Below are 17,209 nucleotides of genomic sequence, written 5' to 3' on the forward strand. Positions count from 1 at the left end.
GGCACCCATCATGTCGAAAAAACTGCACCTCAACGCTTTTCTGATGTCGGTCGGTCACCACGAAGCGGCCTGGCGGCTGCCGGAGAGCGATCCCCACGCGCACACCGACATCAACTACTACGTCCGGCTGGCCCAGACCGCCGAGCGCGGCAAGCTCGACTCGATCTTCTTCGCCGACAGCCCGGTACTGATGGGCGACCCCGGCCGCCGGCCGAGCGGCAAGCTCGAACCGACCGTCATCCTGACCGCGGTCGCCGTGCAGACCAGCCGGATCGGCCTTATCGCGACGGCCTCCACCAGCTACAACGACCCCTACAACCTCGCCCGCCGGTTCGCCTCCGTGGACTGGGCGAGCAACGGCAGGGCCGGCTGGAACATCGTCACCACCGCCGGTGCCGACGCGGCCCGCAACTTCGGGCTCGACGACACCCCCGACCATCGGCTGCGCTACGAGAAGGCCGCCGAATTCGTCGACGTGGCAACGAAACTGTGGGACAGCTGGGACGACGACGCCATCCTGGCCGACAAGGAACTCGGCATCCACACCGACGCCTCGAAGGTGCGCAAGATCCTGCACCACGGCGAGCACTTCCGAGTCGACGGCCCCCTGAACCTGCCACGGTCACCCCAGGGGTATCCGCTGCTGGTGCAGGCAGGATCATCGGAGGACGGCAAAGAATTCGCCGCCCGCTACGCCGAGGCCGTGTTCACCGCGCAGCAGACGCTCGACGACGCCAAAGCCTTCTACACCGACCTCAAGGCGCGCACGGTCGCCGCGGGCCGCGATCCGGAGAGCATCAAGATCCTGCCCGGCATCGTCCCGATCATCGGCGACACCGAGGAGCAGGCCCGCGAACTCGACGAGGAACTGGCGCGGCTGATCTCGCCCGAATACGCGCGCAAGCAACTCGCCGAGCGGTTCAAGCTGCCCGTCGACGAGCTCGACCTCGACAGTGAGCTACCCGAGGACCTGCCCACCGAGGACGACATCGAGGGCGCCAAGAGCCGCTTCACCCTGATCGTGAATCTGGCTCGGCGCGAACGGCTCACGGTGCGCGAGCTGATCGCCCGGCTCGGCGGCGGACGCGGGCACCGCACCTTCGCGGGGACCGCGGTCCAGGTGGCCGACGCCATCGAGGACTGGTTCCGTCAGGGCGCCGCCGACGGCTTCAACATCATGCCCGCGGTGCTGCCCTCGGGTCTGGAGCGCTTCGTCGACGAGGTGGTCCCGATCCTGCAGGAGCGCGGCCTGTTCCGCACCGAGTACACCGAGACCACGTTGCGCGGCCACTACGGTCTCGCGCGACCGGCGAACCAGTTCGACGACGCGGACGCGCTCGTGGCCGCCCGATGAGATCGGACTGGATCCGGTACCTGACCCGTCGCTGTCTCGAGCACCGGCGGCTGGTGATCGTCAGCTACACCGGTGCGCTGGCGGCGGCGCTGCTCACCGCGGCGCTGCCGCTGGTGGTGCGGCATGTGGTCGACACACTCAGTGCCACCGCGGCGTCGGTGACGCCGTGGGTGATGCTGTTGCTGGTGATCGGGGCGGCCAGGTTCGCGTCGTCGTACGCGCGCCGGGTGGCCTCCTCCGAGCTGTCGCTGGGGGTGCAACACGACCTGCGCCGCGACCTGTTCGCCGCATTGCTGCGGCTCAACGGGCGCGAGCAGGCACAGCTGCGCACCGGGCAGGTGGTGAGCAGGGCGATCACCGATGTCACGTTGATCCAGATGTTCTTGCAGCTCATCCCGATGATCGCGGGCAATGTGGCGCTGCTGCTGGCGGTGCTGGTGCTGATGGCCGTGATGTCGCCGGCGCTCACCGTGATCGCGCTGGTCGTGCTGCCGGGGCTGTGGATCGTCACCCGGCGCAGCCAGCGTCAGCTGTTCCCCGCGAACTGGGACGCGCAGGCGCGGGCCGCCGAGGTGGCGATGCAGGTCGAGGCCGCCGTGGCCGGTGTGCGGGTGGTGAAGGGTTTCGGGCAGGAGCAATACGAGCTGGAACAGCTGGGCGCGCGGGCGCGGGTGCTGTATCGGTCGCGGTTGCGGGTCGCCCGGATCACCAGCCGGTTCACCCCCGTCGTGCAGGCGGTGCCCGCGGCGGGGCAGGCGCTGATCCTGATCGTCGGCGGGTTGCTCGCGCTGCGCCAATCCATCACGCTCGGCACGTTTCTCGCGTTCATGACCTACCTGGGCGCTTTCGTGGGGCCGGTGCGGCAGTTCTCGATGCTGCTCACCGTGAGCCAGCAGGGCAAGGCGTCCCTCGACCGGGTGCGGGAGGTGATCGAAGCGCCGGACGACGCGGGCGCGGCGCCCGGCGCGGCGGGGACGCCGGTCGCCGCCTCGAGTGGGCTCGGCGTCACCGAGCCGCCGTCGATCGAATTCGACGCGGTCACTTTCGGTTTCGACGACACGACGATCCTGGACGGCGTCGATCTGCGGATCGGCTCGGGTGAGACCGTCGCCGTCGCGGGCGGTGCGGGCAGCGGCAAGTCGATCCTGGTGTCGTTGCTGCCCGCCCTGCTCGAGCCCGATTCCGGCGCAGTGCGTTTCGACGGAATCGACCTGCGACAGCTGCCCGACCCACGCGCGCAGGTGGCGATGGTCTTCGAGGACACGCACCTGATGGCCGATTCGATCCGGGCCAACGTCGCCTACGGCAGACCCGACGCGAGCGACGAACAGGTCCGGCACGCGTTGTATCTGGCCGCGGCAGACGAATTCGTCACCGCCCTGCCGCAGGGCATCGACACCACCATCGGTGAACGCGGACAACGGCTCTCGGGTGGTCAGCGCCAGCGCATCGCGCTGGCTCGGGCCTTGCTCACCGAGGCGCCTGTCCTGGTGCTCGACGACGCCACCTCGGCCATCGACGCCCAGGTGGAGGAACAGATCTACCGGCGGATCGGCGCCGAACTGCGCAAGCGTACGACCATCGTCGTCGCGCACCGGATCTCGACCCTGGCGCTCGCCGATCGGGTCGCGGTGCTCGACGGCGGCCGCGTCGCCGAACTGGGCACACTGCGCGAACTACAGCAGTCCGGTGAGCTGTTCCGCGCCCTGTTCACGCCGCCGGAAGTCGTCGGCATCGGCGTCGACCCGCATCGCGACAGCACGCGGGTCGCCACCGAAGAGCTCTGGGTGGCACCGGAAGTCGACTCCGACGACGACCGCACGATGGAACACCTGGCCAAGGCGTTCGCGCGGCGCTCGGCAGGCGCGCCCGCGGGTCCCGGCGGTGGCGCGGGCGGGGGCATGATGGCCGGCGCGCCACCCAGCGGCGATATCGTCGCCCTGCTCGACCGGTTGCCGCCGGTGTCCGGCGAACCCGAGGTCGACCCGTCCTTTTCCCACACCCCGGACACCGCGTTCTCCCTGCCGCGACTGCTTCGCCCGTTCACCTGGCCGCTGCTCGCCGGACTCGGCCTGGTCGGACTCGATGCCATCGCCCAGGTGCTGATCCCGTTCTTGGTGCGCTACGGCATCGATCACGGCGTCCTGGCCGGTGCGCGCGAGGTGGTGATCGGCGCGGCCGCGCTGGCGATCGTGGTCGTGGTGGTGGACTGGGCGATCAGCGTCGCCCAGGTGCGCGTCACCGGGCGGGTCGGGGAGCGGCTGCTCTACGGTCTGCGCCTCAAGACCTTCGCCCACCTGCAACGGCTCGGCCTGCAGTATTACGAGCGCGAGCTCGGCGGCCGGATCATGACCAGGATGACCACCGACGTGGACGGGCTGTCGGCGTTTCTGCAGACCGGCCTGGCCACCGCGCTCACCAGCACGGTCACCATCGCGGGCGTGGTCGCCGCGCTCCTGGTGATCGACGCCGAACTGGCCGTGGTCGTGCTCGTGCTGCTGCCGGTGCTCGGCGTGGCGACCGTGGCCTTCCGGCGCGCGTCGGTGCCCGCCTACAACCTGGCCAGGGAGCGCGTCAGCGCGGTCAACGCGTATCTGCAGGAGAACGTCGACAACATCACCGTCACCCAGGCGTTTCGCCGGGAGTCGGTGAACCAGAACGAGTTCGAGCGCCGGTCGTGGGCCTATCGCGACGCGCGGCTGCGCTCGCAGGTGCTGATGGCGGTGTTCTTCCCGTGCATCGAGCTGATGTCGGTGATCGCCACGGCCGCGGTGCTCGCGGTCGGCGTGCACCAGGTTCGCGACGACGTGCTCACCGCGGGCACGCTCATCGCGTTCCTGCTCTACATCGAGTTGCTGTTCGCCCCGATCCAGCAGCTCTCGCAGGTGTTCGACAGCTATCAGCAGGCGGTGGTCGGCGTCGACCGCATCGGTGACCTGCTGCGCACCCCCGTCGACACCCCCGAGGCCGCCGATCCGCTCCCGGTGACCGGCCTCGACGGCGCGATCGAACTGCGTTCGGTGAGTTTCGGGTACTCGTCGCGAGCCCGCACCGTGCTCGACGGGCTGGACCTGCGGATCGAGCCGGGCCAGAAGGTGGCCCTGGTCGGGGAGACCGGTGCGGGCAAATCGACCCTGGTCAAGCTGCTCGCCAGGTACTACGACCCGACCGAGGGAGCGGTGCTCGTCGACGGTGTCGACATCCGCCGGTTCCGCCTGCGCGACTTCCGCAAACGTCTCGGTGTCGTCCCGCAGGAGCCGTTCCTGTTCGGCGACACCGTGCGCGAGGCCATCGCCTACGGCAACCCCGACGCCGAGCCCGCCGAGATCGAGTGGGCCGCCCGCGCGGTCGGGGCGCACGAGATGATCGCGGCGCTCGAACACGGCTACTACCAGCCGATCGGCGCGCACGGGCGCAGTCTGTCGGCCGGGCAGCGGCAGCTGCTGGCACTGGCCAGGGCGCAGCTCATCGACCCGGACATCCTCATCCTGGACGAGGCCACCGCCTCGCTGGATCTGGCCACCGAGGCACGGGTGCGTGCCGCGGTCGACGTGCTGACCGCGGGCCGCACCACGATCGTCGTCGCGCATCGGCTCGCCACCGCCGCCGACGCCGATCTGATCGCGGTGGTCGGCGAGGGCAAACTCGTGCAGATCGGCGCTCATGCCGAGCTGGTGGCCGTCGATGGACCGTATCGGCGCCTGTGGGCCGCCTATGTCGGCGACGAAGCTCAGCACATTTCCAGCTAATCGGCGCGAGCTCGGCCGCCGTCCGGTGGGGGAGATCCGGATGGCGGCCGACCCCGGTCCACCCGGGAGCGCCGGACCGGGTCGGCCTTCGCCGCCGAATTCGCGTCACGACCGCCGTGTGTCGGTGCGGAACGGGACTTTCGCGTGTACCGCGGAGTAACTGTTACCTGCGGAAATGGCGCGTAGGGCGCGCGTTCGGGCGGTGTCCACGTACGCTCGTAGGAAGTCACCAGGTGCTGCGACCAGCGGGAGCAAATGCACAGGCACCCGTGCGGTCGTGCCGGCTAGGAGGTGTGCGATGAGCATTCAGCCCGATTTCGACCCGGACGCGCGGGCCCATGATGCCGACCCACTGGCGGAGACCGAGTACGGCACGGTCAGTGGAACCTGGGACGGACCGGTCGCCGTATGGCGCAGCATTCCCTACGCCGCCGCTCCCGCCGGCCCCGCTCGTTTCGCGAAACCCGAACCCCCGAAGCCCTGGGACGGCGTGCGCGACTGTGTGGTGTTCGGGGATATCGCACCGCAGGCCATGGGCGCGATGGTGCCGGTGGATTCCGACCTGCAGATGGGCGAGGACTGTCTGTGGGTCAATGTCTGGTCGCCGCGACCCGAGCCCAGCGACGATGCACCGCGCCCGGTCATGGTCTGGGTGCACGGCGGCGCCTACTGCCTGGGCACCGCAGCCCAGACCATCTACGACGGACGCAAGCTGGCCGAGGCGGGCGACGTCGTGGTCGTCTCGGTGAACTACCGAATCGGGGTGCTCGGTTTCCTCGATCTGTCCTCGTTCGGTGAGCAGTTCACCACGAACCTCGGCCTGCACGATCAGCTCGCCGCCCTCGCGTGGGTGCGAGACAACATCGCCGCCTTCGGTGGTGATCCGGGCAACGTGACCCTCTTCGGTGAGTCCTCGGGCGCGGGATGTGTCACCGCGCTGCTCACCTCGCCCGCCGCGGCCGGGCTGTTCCACAAGGCGATCGCCCAGAGTCCGCCCGCAACCACGGTTTTCGGGCAGGAACGGGCGGCGGTCGTCGGGCAGCGCTATCTCGAGCTGCTCGAACTCGGGCCCGGCGAGGCGAATCGGTTGCTGGAATTGCCGATCGAACAGCTCGTCGAGATCGGGTCCGTGCTGTTGGACGAGGTGCCCATCAAGGAACCGGGCAGGCTCGCCGCGGCCCCGGTCGTCGACGCGGACCTGTTGCCCGGCTACCCGATCGACCGATTCCAGCAGGGACATTCGCATCGGGTGCCGCTGCTGATCGGCACCAATCGCGATGAGGCGTCGCTGTTTCGGGTGCTGCGCTCACCGATCATGCCGGTGACGCCCGACGCGGTGAACGCGATGCTGCGCGACGTCGCCGCATCGCATCCCGAGATGTCGCCCGAGCGGATCGCCGAGATCACCTCGGCCTACCCTGACCTCACCAAAACCCGCGGCGCACTGGCGATGTCGACCGACGCGGCCTTCCGGATGCCCGCGGCCTGGGTCGCCGAGGGGCACGCCCAGCATTCGCCGACCTGGATGTACCGCTTCGACTACGCCACCCCGATGTTGAAGGCGGCCAGGGTGGGAGCCGGTCACGCCACCGAATTGCCGTATGTCTTCGGCAATTTCGGCACCTTGAACCACGACCCCACCTTCTGGCTCGGTGGGCGCAAGGCCTCGGTCGCGGTCTCGGGCCGCATGCAGCGCCGCTGGCTGGCCTTCGCCGAACACAGTGTCCCCGCCGCCATCGACGGCTCCAAACACTGGCCCCGCTACCGCCCCACCGCCCGCACCACCCTGCTCATCGACACCATCGACCGCGTGGTGGACAACCCCGACGCCGAACTCCACACCGCCTGGGGCGACCAAGCCGTCGGCTTCAGCTAGACCCGGCGCGAGCGCGTTCGATCTCGTTGATGTGGGTCTCGGTCCACTGCCGCAGGGCGGTGATCGGTTCGGCGAGGCTGCGACCCAGCGCGGTGAGTTCGTAGTCGACTCTGGGCGGAATGGTGGGATACACCGTGCGGGTGACGAATCCGTCGGCTTCGAGGCGGCGCAGCGTCTGGGTGAGCATTTTCTGGGAGACGCCCTCGATGCGCCGGCTGAGGTCGGTGTAGCGCTGCGTGCCGTCGAGGAGCGCGTCGACCACCAGGATCGTCCATTTGCCTGCGATGTGATCGAGCACCTGGCGGGTCGGGCACTTCGCCGAGTAGGCGTCGGCGGGCAGGCCCGAGGACTCCACGAAGGTTGTCATCGAGGGATAGTAACGCACTATTTGGTGCCTACTTCCCAATAGAGAGTGACTCTCTGATAGTTGGTGCATGACATCAAGAATTCTGTCGGTCGCCGAAGCGATCCGCACCCGACGCACTGTCCGCCACTACCGCCCGGATCCGGTCTCGGCGACTGATCTCGAGGCGCTGCTCGATCTCGCCATCGAGGCGCCCACCAGCTGGAACTTGCAGGATCGCGCCATCGTCGCCATCACGAGCGAGGCGGGCCGGGCGGGCCTGGCCTGGGCGACCGGTGGCCAGCCCCAACCGCGGGAGGCGCCACTGATGCTCGTGTTCGTCGCCGAACCGGAGTCCTGGCGCGAGGACCACAGCGACGTCTACGACCAGGCGCGGGGCAACGGCGCGTGGTCCGAGGAGTTCATCGAGATGTTCGCCTCGGCGTCCCACGAGTTCCAGAACGATCTCGCGCGGCGCGGGCTACTGCGTGAATACGCGGTCAAGGACGCCATGATCGCGGCGACCTACGTGATGCTGGCGGCCACCGAGCTGGGGCTGGCCACCGCACCGATGAACGGCTGGGACGAAGCGAAGGTGAAGAAGACGATCGGGATCGGCGACCGTGACGATCTCGCGATCGCGCTGCTGCTGGCGGTCGGTCACCCGGCCGAGCGACGCGATCATCCAGGGCGCCGGGCCAGGGAGCGCAATGTCTTCCGTGAGGCATATGGGCTCGCGTGAACAGTACGACGCCGGGTCACCGGCCGAGGAATCGGCGGTGACCCGGCGTCGTGAGGATCAGACGTCGGTGGAGAAGCGGATGCCGCCGTCGGGGATGACCACGCCGGGCCACACGCGGGCGCCACGCAGGAGCTCGCAGCGGGCGCCGACATTGGCGCCGTCGCCGATCACACCGTCGCGGACCAGTGCGCGGGGGCCGATGCGGGCACCGAAGCCGATGATCGAGCGTTCGACGGTAGCGCCCGCCTCGACCACCGCGCCGTCGAAGATCACCGCGCCGTCCAGTCGCGCACCGGCGCCGATTTCCGCGCCCCGCCCGACCACGGTCCCGCCGATGAGCAGCGCGCCCGGTGCCACACCCGCGCCGGGGTGGACGAGGGACTCGCCACGCTGGCCGGGCAGGGCGGGGGAGGGAGCGATGCCACGGACCAGGTCCGCGGAGCCGCGCACGAAGTCCTCCGGGGTGCCCATGTCGCGCCAGTAGGAGGCGTCGACGTGGCCCTGGACGCGGGCGCCCTCGGCCAGGAGCGCGGGGAACACCTCGCGTTCCACCGAGACCGGGCGACCCGTGGGGATCTTCTCGATGTATTCGCGGCGGAACACGTAGCAACCCGCGTTGATCTGGTCGGTCGGCGGATCCTGGGTCTTCTCCAGGAACGCGGTGACGCGGCCGTCGTCGTCGGTCGGCACGCAACCGAAGGCGCGCGGATCGCTGACGCGGACCAGGTGCAGGGTGACGTCGGCGTTGGTCGACTCGTGGGTGTCGAGGATCGCGCCCAGGTCGGTGCCGCCGAGGACGTCGCCGTTGAACACCATCACGTTGTCCGCGCGCAGCTTGGGCAGCACATTGCGGATACCGCCACCGGTGCCCAGCGGCTCGGTCTCGGTCACGTACTCCAGGTCGAGGCCCAGTTCGGAGCCGTCACCGAAGTGCTCCTCGAAGACCTCGGCCTTGAAGGACGTGCCGAGCACCACGTGGGTGATCCCGGCCTCGGCGATCCTGGCCAGCAGGTGGGTCAGGAACGGCAGCCCGGCCGTCGGCAGCATGGGCTTGGGCGCCGAGAGGGTGAGCGGACGCAGCCGCGTGCCCTGTCCGCCGACGAGGATGACCGCGTCGGTGCCTGCATTGCCTGCCATCGAGTTTCCCCTGTTCACAGTGATACCGCGCCCATTCAGGCGCCGGTTCGCGCTTGCTCACGCAGCGCCGATCGAACCGCAATCTTGGAGCGAACCGCAAGTCCGGCCCGCAACGCGCCCCGCAACGGTGCCTGCCACCAGTGCGGATGCCGGTCCGCCTGGAAGCGGTAGGCGCTGGCGTGGTGGGCGGGCAGCATCAATTCGGGATGCTTGCCCGCGGCATGACCCTTGGCGTGGGTCACCTCGGCGTCCGGGACGAATACATTGTGCCAGCCCGCCTTGCCCATGCGGTCACCGAAGTCCACGTCCTCCATGTACATGAAGTAGCGCGAGTCGAAACCGTCGATGGTGTCGAAGGCGGCGCGGCGCACCAGCAGGCAGGAGCCGGACAGCCAGCCGACCACCCGCTCGGAGATCTGCTCGTTCTCCTGGCGGTAGCGCATCGACCAGGGGTTCTTCGGCCAGACCGAGCCCAGAATCGCGTGCCCGGCGCCATCGGCGAGGCCGGGGACCCGGCGCGCGGACGGGTAGATGCTGCCGTCCGGCTCGCGAACCATCGGCCCGATCGCGCCGGCCCGCGGCCAGCGCGCGGCGGCTTCGAGCATCTTGTCGATGGAGTCGACGCCCCAGCGGATGTCCGGGTTGGCCAGGATGACGAATTCGATGGACGGATCGATCTCGGCGACGGCCCGGTTGATGGCGCCGCCGTAGCCGATATTGCCGCCGGTGTGCAGCAGCGTCACGTGCGAGTTGGCCTCGGCGACGAGTTCGGGGACGCCGTCGGTCGAGCCGTTGTCGGCCAGGATCACCTGCGGCTTCTCGCTGGTCGCGTCGGCGAGAGTGGTGATGAAGTGCTCGAGGTGCTCACCCGGTGAATAGGTCACCGTGACCACGGCAAGGCCGGCGGTGGCTGGAGAATCGGCTGCGTCTGCTGCGTTCACGACTGCGGAGCCTAGTCGGACAACCGGCGCAGTGCGTCGGTGAGTGCGATACGCCAGGGGCGAAGCGGGGTGAGGCCCGCCGCGTTCCAGGCGGCGGGGGACAGCACCGAATACGCCGGGCGCGGTGCGGGTCTGGGGAATTCGCTGGACGCGCACGGCAGTACCCGGTTCGGGTCGGCGCCCAGGTCGGTGAAGACCGCCGCGGCGAGGTCGAACCAGGTGGCGGTGCCGGAATTGGTGGCGTGCAGCACACGGGGGGCGTCGGGGCGGGTGCTCAATTCGAGCAGGCCCGCGGCCAGATCGGCGGCGCTGGTGGGAGAGCCGAGCTGGTCGTTCACCACGGTGACGGTGTCGCGTTCGGCCTCCAGCCTGCGCATCGTCGCGACGAAATCCCCCTCGACACCGGAATAGACCCAGGCGGTGCGCACGACCTGGGCGCCCAGCGCGAGCACCGCCTGCTCACCGGCGAGCTTGGATCGGCCGTAGACGGTTTCCGGCCCGGTGGGGTCGTCGGGTTCGTACGGAGTGCGCGCGGTCCCGGGGAAGACGTAGTCGGTGGACACGTGGATCAGCCGCGCTCCCGCCGCGGCGCAGGCGGCGGCCAGGACGCCCGGTCCGGTCGCGTTGGCGGCGAAGGCGGCGTCGACGTCGGTTTCGGCGGCGTCGACCGCGGTGTAGGCCGCGCAGTTGATCAGTACGGCCCCCGGGGCGAGGACGGCGTCGACGGCGGCGCGGTCGGTGATGTCGAGTTCGGCCCGCCCGAAGCCACGCGCCTCGGGTGCCAGGCGCAGGATCTGTCGCCCCAGCAGACCATGTGCGCCGGTTACGATCAGGTGAGCGGGGGCGGGGAAATCGACGTTCACGCGGCCAGTCTGGCACGCCGGGGCACGTGCGGTTGGGCCCGAGTGTGGTAACTGTTGGTTAGCCTGTGATGGCCGGTGTCCTCGGACGAGCCCGGGTTAACGACAAGGCGGAGTTTGCCGGGGGAAGAGCGGGCCGGGCGCGGAGTTCGTCGAGAGGATGCACGAGTGCGAGAGTCGACAAGACCGGTCAGCGCGCCTGCGGGCACCTTCGGTCCGGCCAAACTGATGGTGGCGATTTCGGCGGTGCTGGTGCTGGCACTCACCGGATTCGCCTGGCGCAGTGTCGATAACCTGATCGCCAACATCGACCGGATCGGTGGGCTCGGCCTCGGCGGTGAGCGCGACGGCGCTGTCGACATCCTGCTCGTCGGCGTCGACAGCCGCACCGACGCACACGGCAACCCGCTCACCACCGCCGAACGCGCGATGCTGCACGCGGGCGACGAGGTGGGCACCAACACCGACACCATCGTGCTGATCCGCGTGCCCAACGACGGGCGCTCGGCCACCGCGATCTCCATCCCGCGCGACTCCTACGTCGATGTCGGCGGCCAGGGCAAGGCCAAGATCAACTCCGCGTACGGCTCGACCAAGGAGACCGAACGCGCCGAACTGCTCGCCGACGGCAAGTCCGAGGCCGAGGCCGAACGCGAGTCGACCAAGGCCGGCAGGCAGGCGCTGATCAAATCGGTGGCGACCCTGACCGGCATCACCGTCGATCACTACGCCGAGGTGAGCCTGCTCGGCTTCGTGCTGCTCACCGACTCGGTCGGTGGTGTCGAGGTGTGCCTGAATCAGGCGGTGGACGAACCGATGTCGGGCGCGGACTTCCCGGCCGGGCGTCAGCGTCTCGACGGCCAGGAGGCATTGAGCTTCGTGCGCCAGCGCCACGATCTCGAACGCGGTGACATCGACCGGATCGTGCGTCAGCAGGTGTTCATGGCGCAATTGGTCGGCCAGTTGCTCAACGCCAAGACCCTGGCCAATCCGGGCAAGCTCAGCGAGATCAGCGAGGCGGTCGGGCGCACCGTCGTGCTCGACGACGACTGGGACGTGCTGGCTTTCCTGCAGCAGCTCAAGGATCTGTCCGGCGGCAAGGTGGAATTCGAGACCATTCCCGTCTCCGACCTCAACAGCATGACCTCGGCCGGAGAGTCGGTGGTGAAGGTCGACCCGAAGACGGTGCAGAAGTTCGTCGCCGGTCTGGTGGGGGAGGAGAAGAAGGAAGAAGACACCGCTCCGAAGATCGATACCTCGACCGTGACGGTGAACGTGCTCAATGCCGGCGGCGCCACCGGACTGGCGGGCAAGGTGTCCACGGCTCTGACGGGCAAGGGATTCCGGGAAGGCACGGTCGGCAACTACACCGGCGGCAGCGTGAGCTCGAGCCGCGTGCTGGCCGCCGATGCCGACGACCCGAAGGCGGCGGCGGTCGCGGAGGCGCTGGGCGGCTTGACGGTGGTCGCCGACGAGACGGTGTCTGCGGATACAGTGAGCGTGGTGTTGGCGAGCGACTACTCTGGTCCCGGCTCGGCCGCGGCAGGCATGTTCGATCTCGACGCGACTTCCTCGGCGACCGCGACACCGATACCGCCCGCCCCGCCGATCGACGCAGGCCAGAACGGACCGAAATGTGTGAATTGACCCATGCGTGAGCCGAATTCGACCCTGACCGACGCCCTCCTCGACCCCATACTCGAACGTGATCCCGCCGGACCGCGCGTCACCTGGTACGACGACGCCACCGGCGCGCGGATCGAACTGTCCGGGCTCACGCTGGCCAACTGGGCCGCCAAGACCGCGAACCTGATCCGCGACGAATTCGCGCTCACCCCCGGTGCGCGGGTCGCGGTGCTGTTGCCCGCGCACTGGCAGACCGCCGCGGTGCTGCTCGGCTGCTGGTGGGCGGGAACCGAAGTGGTGCTCACCCCCGATCCCGACGCCGACCTCGCGCTGGTCACGCCCGACCGGCTCGACGATGCCGACGGTGTCGACGAGGTGGCGGTGCTGTCGCTGGACGCCATGGGGACCCCGGTGCGCGACCTGCCGGTCGGAGTCACCGACTTCGCGACCGCGGTGCGCGTGCACGGCGATCAGTTCCTGCCCGGTGGTTTCCGGGCCGCGCTCGACGGGCTCCCGGTGCCGGAAGTGCTGACGATGGCCAGGAAATCCGCTGCGCTGCAAGGTTTTTCCGCTGGCGACCGCGTGCTGTCGAGTACGCCGTGGGAGACGGTGGAGGAGTTGATCGACGGCTTCGTCGCGGTGTTGTTCGCCGGGGCCTCGCTGGTGCAGGTCGTCAATCCCGATCCCGCCGGTCTCGAACATCGGGTCGTCACCGAGAAGGTGACCGTCCGGCGCTGACTCCTACCCAGGTATAGGTTCGGGTCCACCTCGGGGACGTGTCGCGTGTCACACCCCGTCCGTACTGTGGAAGCAAGACTTCGGCAGAGCGGCAGAGGTGGCGATGATAGCGAAATACTGGGTTCGATGGTCGGCCGAACACGGGGCGCCGCGTGCCATCCTGCGCTGGCAGGTGCGTCGCGGCGATCCGTTCTCGACGTTGCTCAGCGGTCAGCGGGGCCTGCACGATCCGTATCCGCTGATCGATGAACTGCGCGGTCGCGGCGGATTGATCAAGACGTCGGTGTCCTACGCCACGTTCGATCACGCGCAGGTTCGAGCGATTCTGCGCGATCCCAAATTCGGGGTGCGTCCCGCCCTCAACGCGGAACTGCCCGCCGCGTGGCGCAAGCTCGCCGAGGTGGTCACGGTACCGCCCAACCCGGTCGAGCCACCGTCGATGCTGGTCCTCGACCCGCCGGAACACACCCGGATGCGCAAGCCGGTGGCGTCGGCGTTCACCCCGCGCGCGATCGCGCGGCTGCGCGAGCGCGTGGAGGTGGTCACCGCCGAACTGCTCGCGGCGATGCCCGCGGACGGCTCGGTCGACCTGATCACCGACTTCGCGGCCAGGGTGCCGATCGCGATCATCGCCGACATGCTCGGCTTCCCGCCCGCGGACCGCGAGATGTTTCTGCGCTGGGGCGACAAAGTCACCCCGCTGCTCGATCTCGGCACATCATGGCGGACCTATCGGGCCGCGATGGCCGCGATCGAGACCATGGACGACTACCTGGCCGACCACATCGCCACGTTGCGTCGCGCACCGGGCGAGGACATCCTGTCCACCCTGGTCCGCTCGGGTGATCTGAGTCTGCGGGAACTGCAGGCGGGCGCGAGTCTGCTGATGGGCGCCGGTTTCGAGACGACGGTCAACCTGATCGGCAACGCGGTCGCCGCGCTGTCGGCCCATCCCGATCAGCTCGCCCTCGCCCAGGACGATCCCGAACGCTGGCCTGACGTGGTGGAGGAAACGCTGCGGTTCGATCCACCCGTCCAGACCACCGCACGCCAGACGCTCGAGGATGTCGATATCGATGGTGTGCGAGTGCGGGCGAACAGTACGGTGATCCTGTCGCTGGCCGGGGCCAACCGCGACCCGGCGGTCTTCCCCGACCCGCACCGCTTCGACATCGACCGCCGCAATGCCAAGGAGCACTTGGCGTTCAGCAGCGGCGTGCACTCCTGCCTCGGTGCGAGCCTGGCCAGGATGGAGGCGGTCCACGCCCTGCGCGCGCTCTACACCCGCTACCCGAATCTGCGTTTGCGCGGCGAGCCGGTCCGTCGAAACCTGTTCACGCTGCACGGTTTCGAGCACATGCCGGTCGACTTGGGTCCGGTCGCGCGCGTCTCGGCCCCCGATGATCTGGCGGGTGCGTCCCGTCCGGCCTGAGTCCGGTGCTCGCCGGTCGCCGGCCGGACTTTCGCGCCTGCCCGCGCCGGACGAGCCCTCCGTGCGCGGCTACGTGCTCGCACGCCAGCGGTAGCGGGTCTTCGGCCGGCCGGCCCGGCCGTAATCGGCGCGACGCTCGGCCAATCCGTCGTCGGCGAGCTTCTCGAGATAGCGCCATGCCGTGATCCGCGAAACACCCACGGCCGCCGCGGCATCGGTGGCCGTGATCCCGGCTTCGGCCGCGCGTACCGCACGCGACACCTCTTCGAGGGTGTGCTGGACAACGCCTTTCGGCGCACCGGCCTTCTGGTCGGCGGTGCGCAGCGCACCGAGCGCGCGGTCGATGTCGTACTGCGACAGTGCCGCCTCACCCGCGGGCAGCGCGGTGTCGAAACCGCGGTAGCGTTCCAGCTTTTCCCGGAACGCGGCGAAGGTGAACGGCTTGAGCAGGTACAGCACCACACCGTGCGCCACCGCGCTGCGCACCATGTTCAGCTCGCGCGCCGAGGTGATCGCGATGACATCGGGGCGCGGCTGGAGCCCGTTGAGCGCGGCGGCCACATCGAGGCCGCTGATGTCGGGCAGGCCGATGTCCATCAGCACCAGATGGAACGGATTGCCGTCGGCGATCGCCTCGGCCGCCACCCGCAGCGCGTCGCGTCCGGTGTGGACGACCCCACCGGTGACGAAACCGTCGAGCCGTTCGAGATAGGCCCGATGTGCCTGGGCGATCAACGGCTCGTCCTCGACGATCAGGACGCGGATCATGGTGTCTCCCTCAGCGGAATGCGAACGATGACCGCGCTGTGTGGTGCGGCCGTGGTGGTGATGGTGCCGCGATGTCGATCGACGAGGCGGTGCACCAGAGCGAGGCCGAGGCCCGCGTGGTCGGATTTCGTGGTGTAGCCGCGTTCGGCGGCCCGCGAGAACATCTGGGCCGACATGCCGGGCCCGCTGTCGGACACCTGGACCCACAGCGCGCCGTCACGATGACACACCGACACCTCGACGCGCTTGTCGACGGTGCCCGCCGCCGCGTCGATCGCGTTGTCGATCAGGTTGCCCGCCAGGGTGACGGTCTCGTGCGCGGACAGTGGATCGGTGGAGTCCAGCGCGGTGTCCTCGCTGATCGCCAGGCTCACCCCACGCTCGGCGGCCTGGTCGACCTTGCCGAGCAGCAGCGCGGCCAGCGCCGCGTCGCCGACGGCGGCCAGCAGCCGGTCGATCAGCACCTGCGAGAGCTGTAGCTCCGCGGTCGCGAAGGCCACCGCTTCGTCGGGTCGGCCCAGCTCGACCATCGTCACCACGGTGTGCAGCCGGTTGGCCGCCTCGTGTGCCTGCGCGCGCAGCGATTCGGCGAAGCCGCGCACCGAGTCGAGCTCGCCGAGCACCGCGCGCAGTTCGGTCTGATCGCGGATGGTGAGCACGGTGCCGATTTCGCGGCCCTCCCAGCTCACCAGGTCCTGGTTGACCAGCAGGATGCGGTCGGTGGTCACGTGCGTCTCGTCGCGCACCACACCCCCGCTCATCTGTTGCAGCGAGACCGGCAGGTCGCTGCGCAGGACGGGACCGTCGGGCAGGTCGAGCAACGTGCGCGCCTGATCGTTGACCACCTCCGCGGCCTCGGATTGGTCACCGAACACCACCAGGCCCTCGTGGACGGAGTGCAGCACCGCGTCGTGGTGCTCGTAGAGCGCGCGTAGTTCGTCGGGGGCCAGGCCGTGGGTCTGGCGGCGCAGCCTGCGGCTGATCAGGAACGACGAGAGCGCGGCCAGCGCGAGACCCATCGCGGCGACGCCGAGGATCAGCGGCAGCTGGGAGGCGACCTGGGTGCTGATCTTGGCTCGGGTGACACCCGCCGAGACCAGCGCGACCACCCGGCCGTTGTCGTAGACCGGGGTGACCGCGCGGATCGAGGGGCCGAGGGTACCGGTGAAGGTCTCGGTGAGGGTCTGGCCCGCCAGGGCTCCGTCGATGCTGCCGACGAACGGCTTGCCGATCAGGTCGGGGTTGGTGTGGGTGTAGCGGGTGCGGTCGGGGGCCATCACGACGATGAAGTCCATGCCGGTGGCCGCCCTGATCCGCTCGGTGGTCGGTTGCAGCAATCCGCTCGGGTAGGGCGAGTTCACCGCGGCCAAGGTCGACGGCGACCGCGCCACCGTGACCGAGACGTCTCTGACCTGCATCTCCGCGGCCATGTCATGGTCGCGCCTGGCATCGAGCACGGCCAGGATCGTGCCGATGGCGATCAGCAGCGCCAGCACCACCAGCTGCCATACGAAGGCCTGTCCCGCGAGCGACAGTCGTCCTCGTCGCACCTCTTGCCTCCGACCTGGATTTCTCGAACGTTATGCGCAGATATGAAACTTATGGACCAAAGTGACGGCCGTCACAATAGTTGCTCATGCTCG

13 protein-coding genes are annotated in these 17,209 nt (G+C 69.2%); 7 read left to right on the forward strand and 6 right to left on the reverse strand.

The window, feature by feature from the left end; genetic code table 11:
- Positions 1-10: 10 nt before the first annotated feature.
- From ACFTS5_RS18930 to ACFTS5_RS18940, 3 genes are all read left to right on the forward strand, one after another.
- Complete coding sequence (locus tag ACFTS5_RS18930) at positions 11-1,354, forward strand: LLM class flavin-dependent oxidoreductase (protein ID WP_378632516.1); 1,344 nt, start codon at positions 11-13, stop codon at positions 1,352-1,354.
- Positions 1,351-5,103 (forward strand): ABC transporter ATP-binding protein, encoded by a 3,753-nt coding sequence (locus ACFTS5_RS18935; RefSeq protein WP_378632518.1) that lies wholly within the window; start codon positions 1,351-1,353, stop codon positions 5,101-5,103. Before ACFTS5_RS18930 ends, ACFTS5_RS18935 begins: the two co-directional genes overlap by 4 nt.
- A gap of 298 nt (positions 5,104-5,401) precedes the next feature.
- Positions 5,402-6,979: a carboxylesterase/lipase family protein gene (locus tag ACFTS5_RS18940; RefSeq protein ID WP_378632521.1), complete on the forward strand. Its 1,578-nt coding sequence runs from the start codon at positions 5,402-5,404 to the stop codon at positions 6,977-6,979.
- Here the strand turns inward: ACFTS5_RS18940 and ACFTS5_RS18945 are convergent.
- Entirely contained in the window at positions 6,972-7,346 is a 375-nt protein-coding gene (locus ACFTS5_RS18945; RefSeq protein WP_378632524.1) for a winged helix-turn-helix transcriptional regulator, read from the reverse strand. The two genes, ACFTS5_RS18940 and ACFTS5_RS18945, sit on opposite strands and share 8 nt — an antisense overlap.
- A gap of 67 nt (positions 7,347-7,413) precedes the next feature.
- Between ACFTS5_RS18945 and ACFTS5_RS18950 the strand changes: the two genes are divergently transcribed.
- Positions 7,414-8,064, forward strand: coding sequence for a nitroreductase family protein (locus ACFTS5_RS18950; protein WP_378632526.1), 651 nt, complete (start codon positions 7,414-7,416; stop codon positions 8,062-8,064).
- 57 nt (positions 8,065-8,121) lie between these two features.
- Here ACFTS5_RS18950 and ACFTS5_RS18955 read toward each other — a convergent pair whose 3' ends face one another.
- Genes ACFTS5_RS18955 through rfbD form a run of 3 tightly spaced genes read right to left on the reverse strand, consistent with a single transcriptional unit; the run spans position 8,122 to position 11,005 of the window.
- A complete protein-coding gene (locus ACFTS5_RS18955) occupies positions 8,122-9,201 on the reverse strand; it encodes a sugar phosphate nucleotidyltransferase (protein ID WP_101466021.1) in 1,080 nt (359 codons plus the stop codon).
- Positions 9,202-9,236: 35 nt separating this feature from the next.
- Complete coding sequence (locus ACFTS5_RS18960; RefSeq protein WP_378632529.1) at positions 9,237-10,142, reverse strand: glycosyltransferase family 2 protein; 906 nt, start codon at positions 10,140-10,142, stop codon at positions 9,237-9,239.
- An 11-nt stretch (positions 10,143-10,153) separates the two neighbouring features.
- On the reverse strand, positions 10,154-11,005 hold the full coding sequence (rfbD, locus tag ACFTS5_RS18965) for a dTDP-4-dehydrorhamnose reductase (protein ID WP_378632531.1): 852 nt from the start codon (positions 11,003-11,005) through the stop codon (positions 10,154-10,156).
- A gap of 225 nt (positions 11,006-11,230) precedes the next feature.
- Here rfbD and ACFTS5_RS18970 point away from each other — a divergent pair, with 225 nt between their 5' ends.
- The 3 genes from ACFTS5_RS18970 (at position 11,231) to ACFTS5_RS18980 (ending at position 14,798) form a co-directional block, all read left to right on the forward strand.
- The gene (locus ACFTS5_RS18970; protein WP_378633425.1) at positions 11,231-12,649 is read left to right on the forward strand and encodes an LCP family protein; all 1,419 of its coding nucleotides are present in this window, start codon (positions 11,231-11,233) and stop codon (positions 12,647-12,649) included.
- A gap of 3 nt (positions 12,650-12,652) precedes the next feature.
- Positions 12,653-13,366, forward strand: coding sequence for a TIGR03089 family protein (locus ACFTS5_RS18975; protein WP_378632533.1), 714 nt, complete (start codon positions 12,653-12,655; stop codon positions 13,364-13,366).
- Between the two features lie 103 nt (positions 13,367-13,469).
- A complete protein-coding gene (locus tag ACFTS5_RS18980) occupies positions 13,470-14,798 on the forward strand; it encodes a cytochrome P450 (protein WP_378632535.1) in 1,329 nt (442 codons plus the stop codon).
- A gap of 69 nt (positions 14,799-14,867) precedes the next feature.
- On the opposite strand, the gene ACFTS5_RS18985 is transcribed toward ACFTS5_RS18980, so the two are convergent.
- Complete coding sequence (locus tag ACFTS5_RS18985) at positions 14,868-15,566, reverse strand: response regulator (protein WP_378632537.1); 699 nt, start codon at positions 15,564-15,566, stop codon at positions 14,868-14,870.
- On the reverse strand, positions 15,563-17,116 hold the full coding sequence (locus ACFTS5_RS18990; RefSeq protein WP_378632540.1) for an ATP-binding protein: 1,554 nt from the start codon (positions 17,114-17,116) through the stop codon (positions 15,563-15,565). The genes ACFTS5_RS18985 and ACFTS5_RS18990 overlap by 4 nt, the downstream gene beginning before the upstream one ends.
- Between the last annotated feature and the right edge of the window lie 93 nt (positions 17,117-17,209).

The sequence above is a fragment of the Nocardia sp. NPDC056952 genome, assembly GCF_042674185.1.
Lineage (GTDB): Bacteria > Actinomycetota > Actinomycetes > Mycobacteriales > Mycobacteriaceae > Nocardia.

Coding starts and splice junctions, on each gene's coding strand:
- ACFTS5_RS18950 (WP_378632526.1), top strand. CDS start 7,414: ATGACATCAAGAATTCTGTCGGTCGCCGAAGCGATCCGCACCCGACGC.
- ACFTS5_RS18980 (WP_378632535.1), top strand. CDS start 13,470: ATGATAGCGAAATACTGGGTTCGATGGTCGGCCGAACACGGGGCGCCG.
- ACFTS5_RS18985 (WP_378632537.1), bottom strand. CDS start 15,566: ATGATCCGCGTCCTGATCGTCGAGGACGAGCCGTTGATCGCCCAGGCA.
- ACFTS5_RS18975 (WP_378632533.1), top strand. CDS start 12,653: ATGCGTGAGCCGAATTCGACCCTGACCGACGCCCTCCTCGACCCCATA.
- ACFTS5_RS18970 (WP_378633425.1), top strand. CDS start 11,231: ATGGTGGCGATTTCGGCGGTGCTGGTGCTGGCACTCACCGGATTCGCC.
- ACFTS5_RS18940 (WP_378632521.1), top strand. CDS start 5,402: ATGAGCATTCAGCCCGATTTCGACCCGGACGCGCGGGCCCATGATGCC.
- ACFTS5_RS18930 (WP_378632516.1), top strand. CDS start 11: ATGTCGAAAAAACTGCACCTCAACGCTTTTCTGATGTCGGTCGGTCAC.
- ACFTS5_RS18955 (WP_101466021.1), bottom strand. CDS start 9,201: ATGGCAGGCAATGCAGGCACCGACGCGGTCATCCTCGTCGGCGGACAG.
- ACFTS5_RS18935 (WP_378632518.1), top strand. CDS start 1,351: ATGAGATCGGACTGGATCCGGTACCTGACCCGTCGCTGTCTCGAGCAC.
- ACFTS5_RS18945 (WP_378632524.1), bottom strand. CDS start 7,346: ATGACAACCTTCGTGGAGTCCTCGGGCCTGCCCGCCGACGCCTACTCG.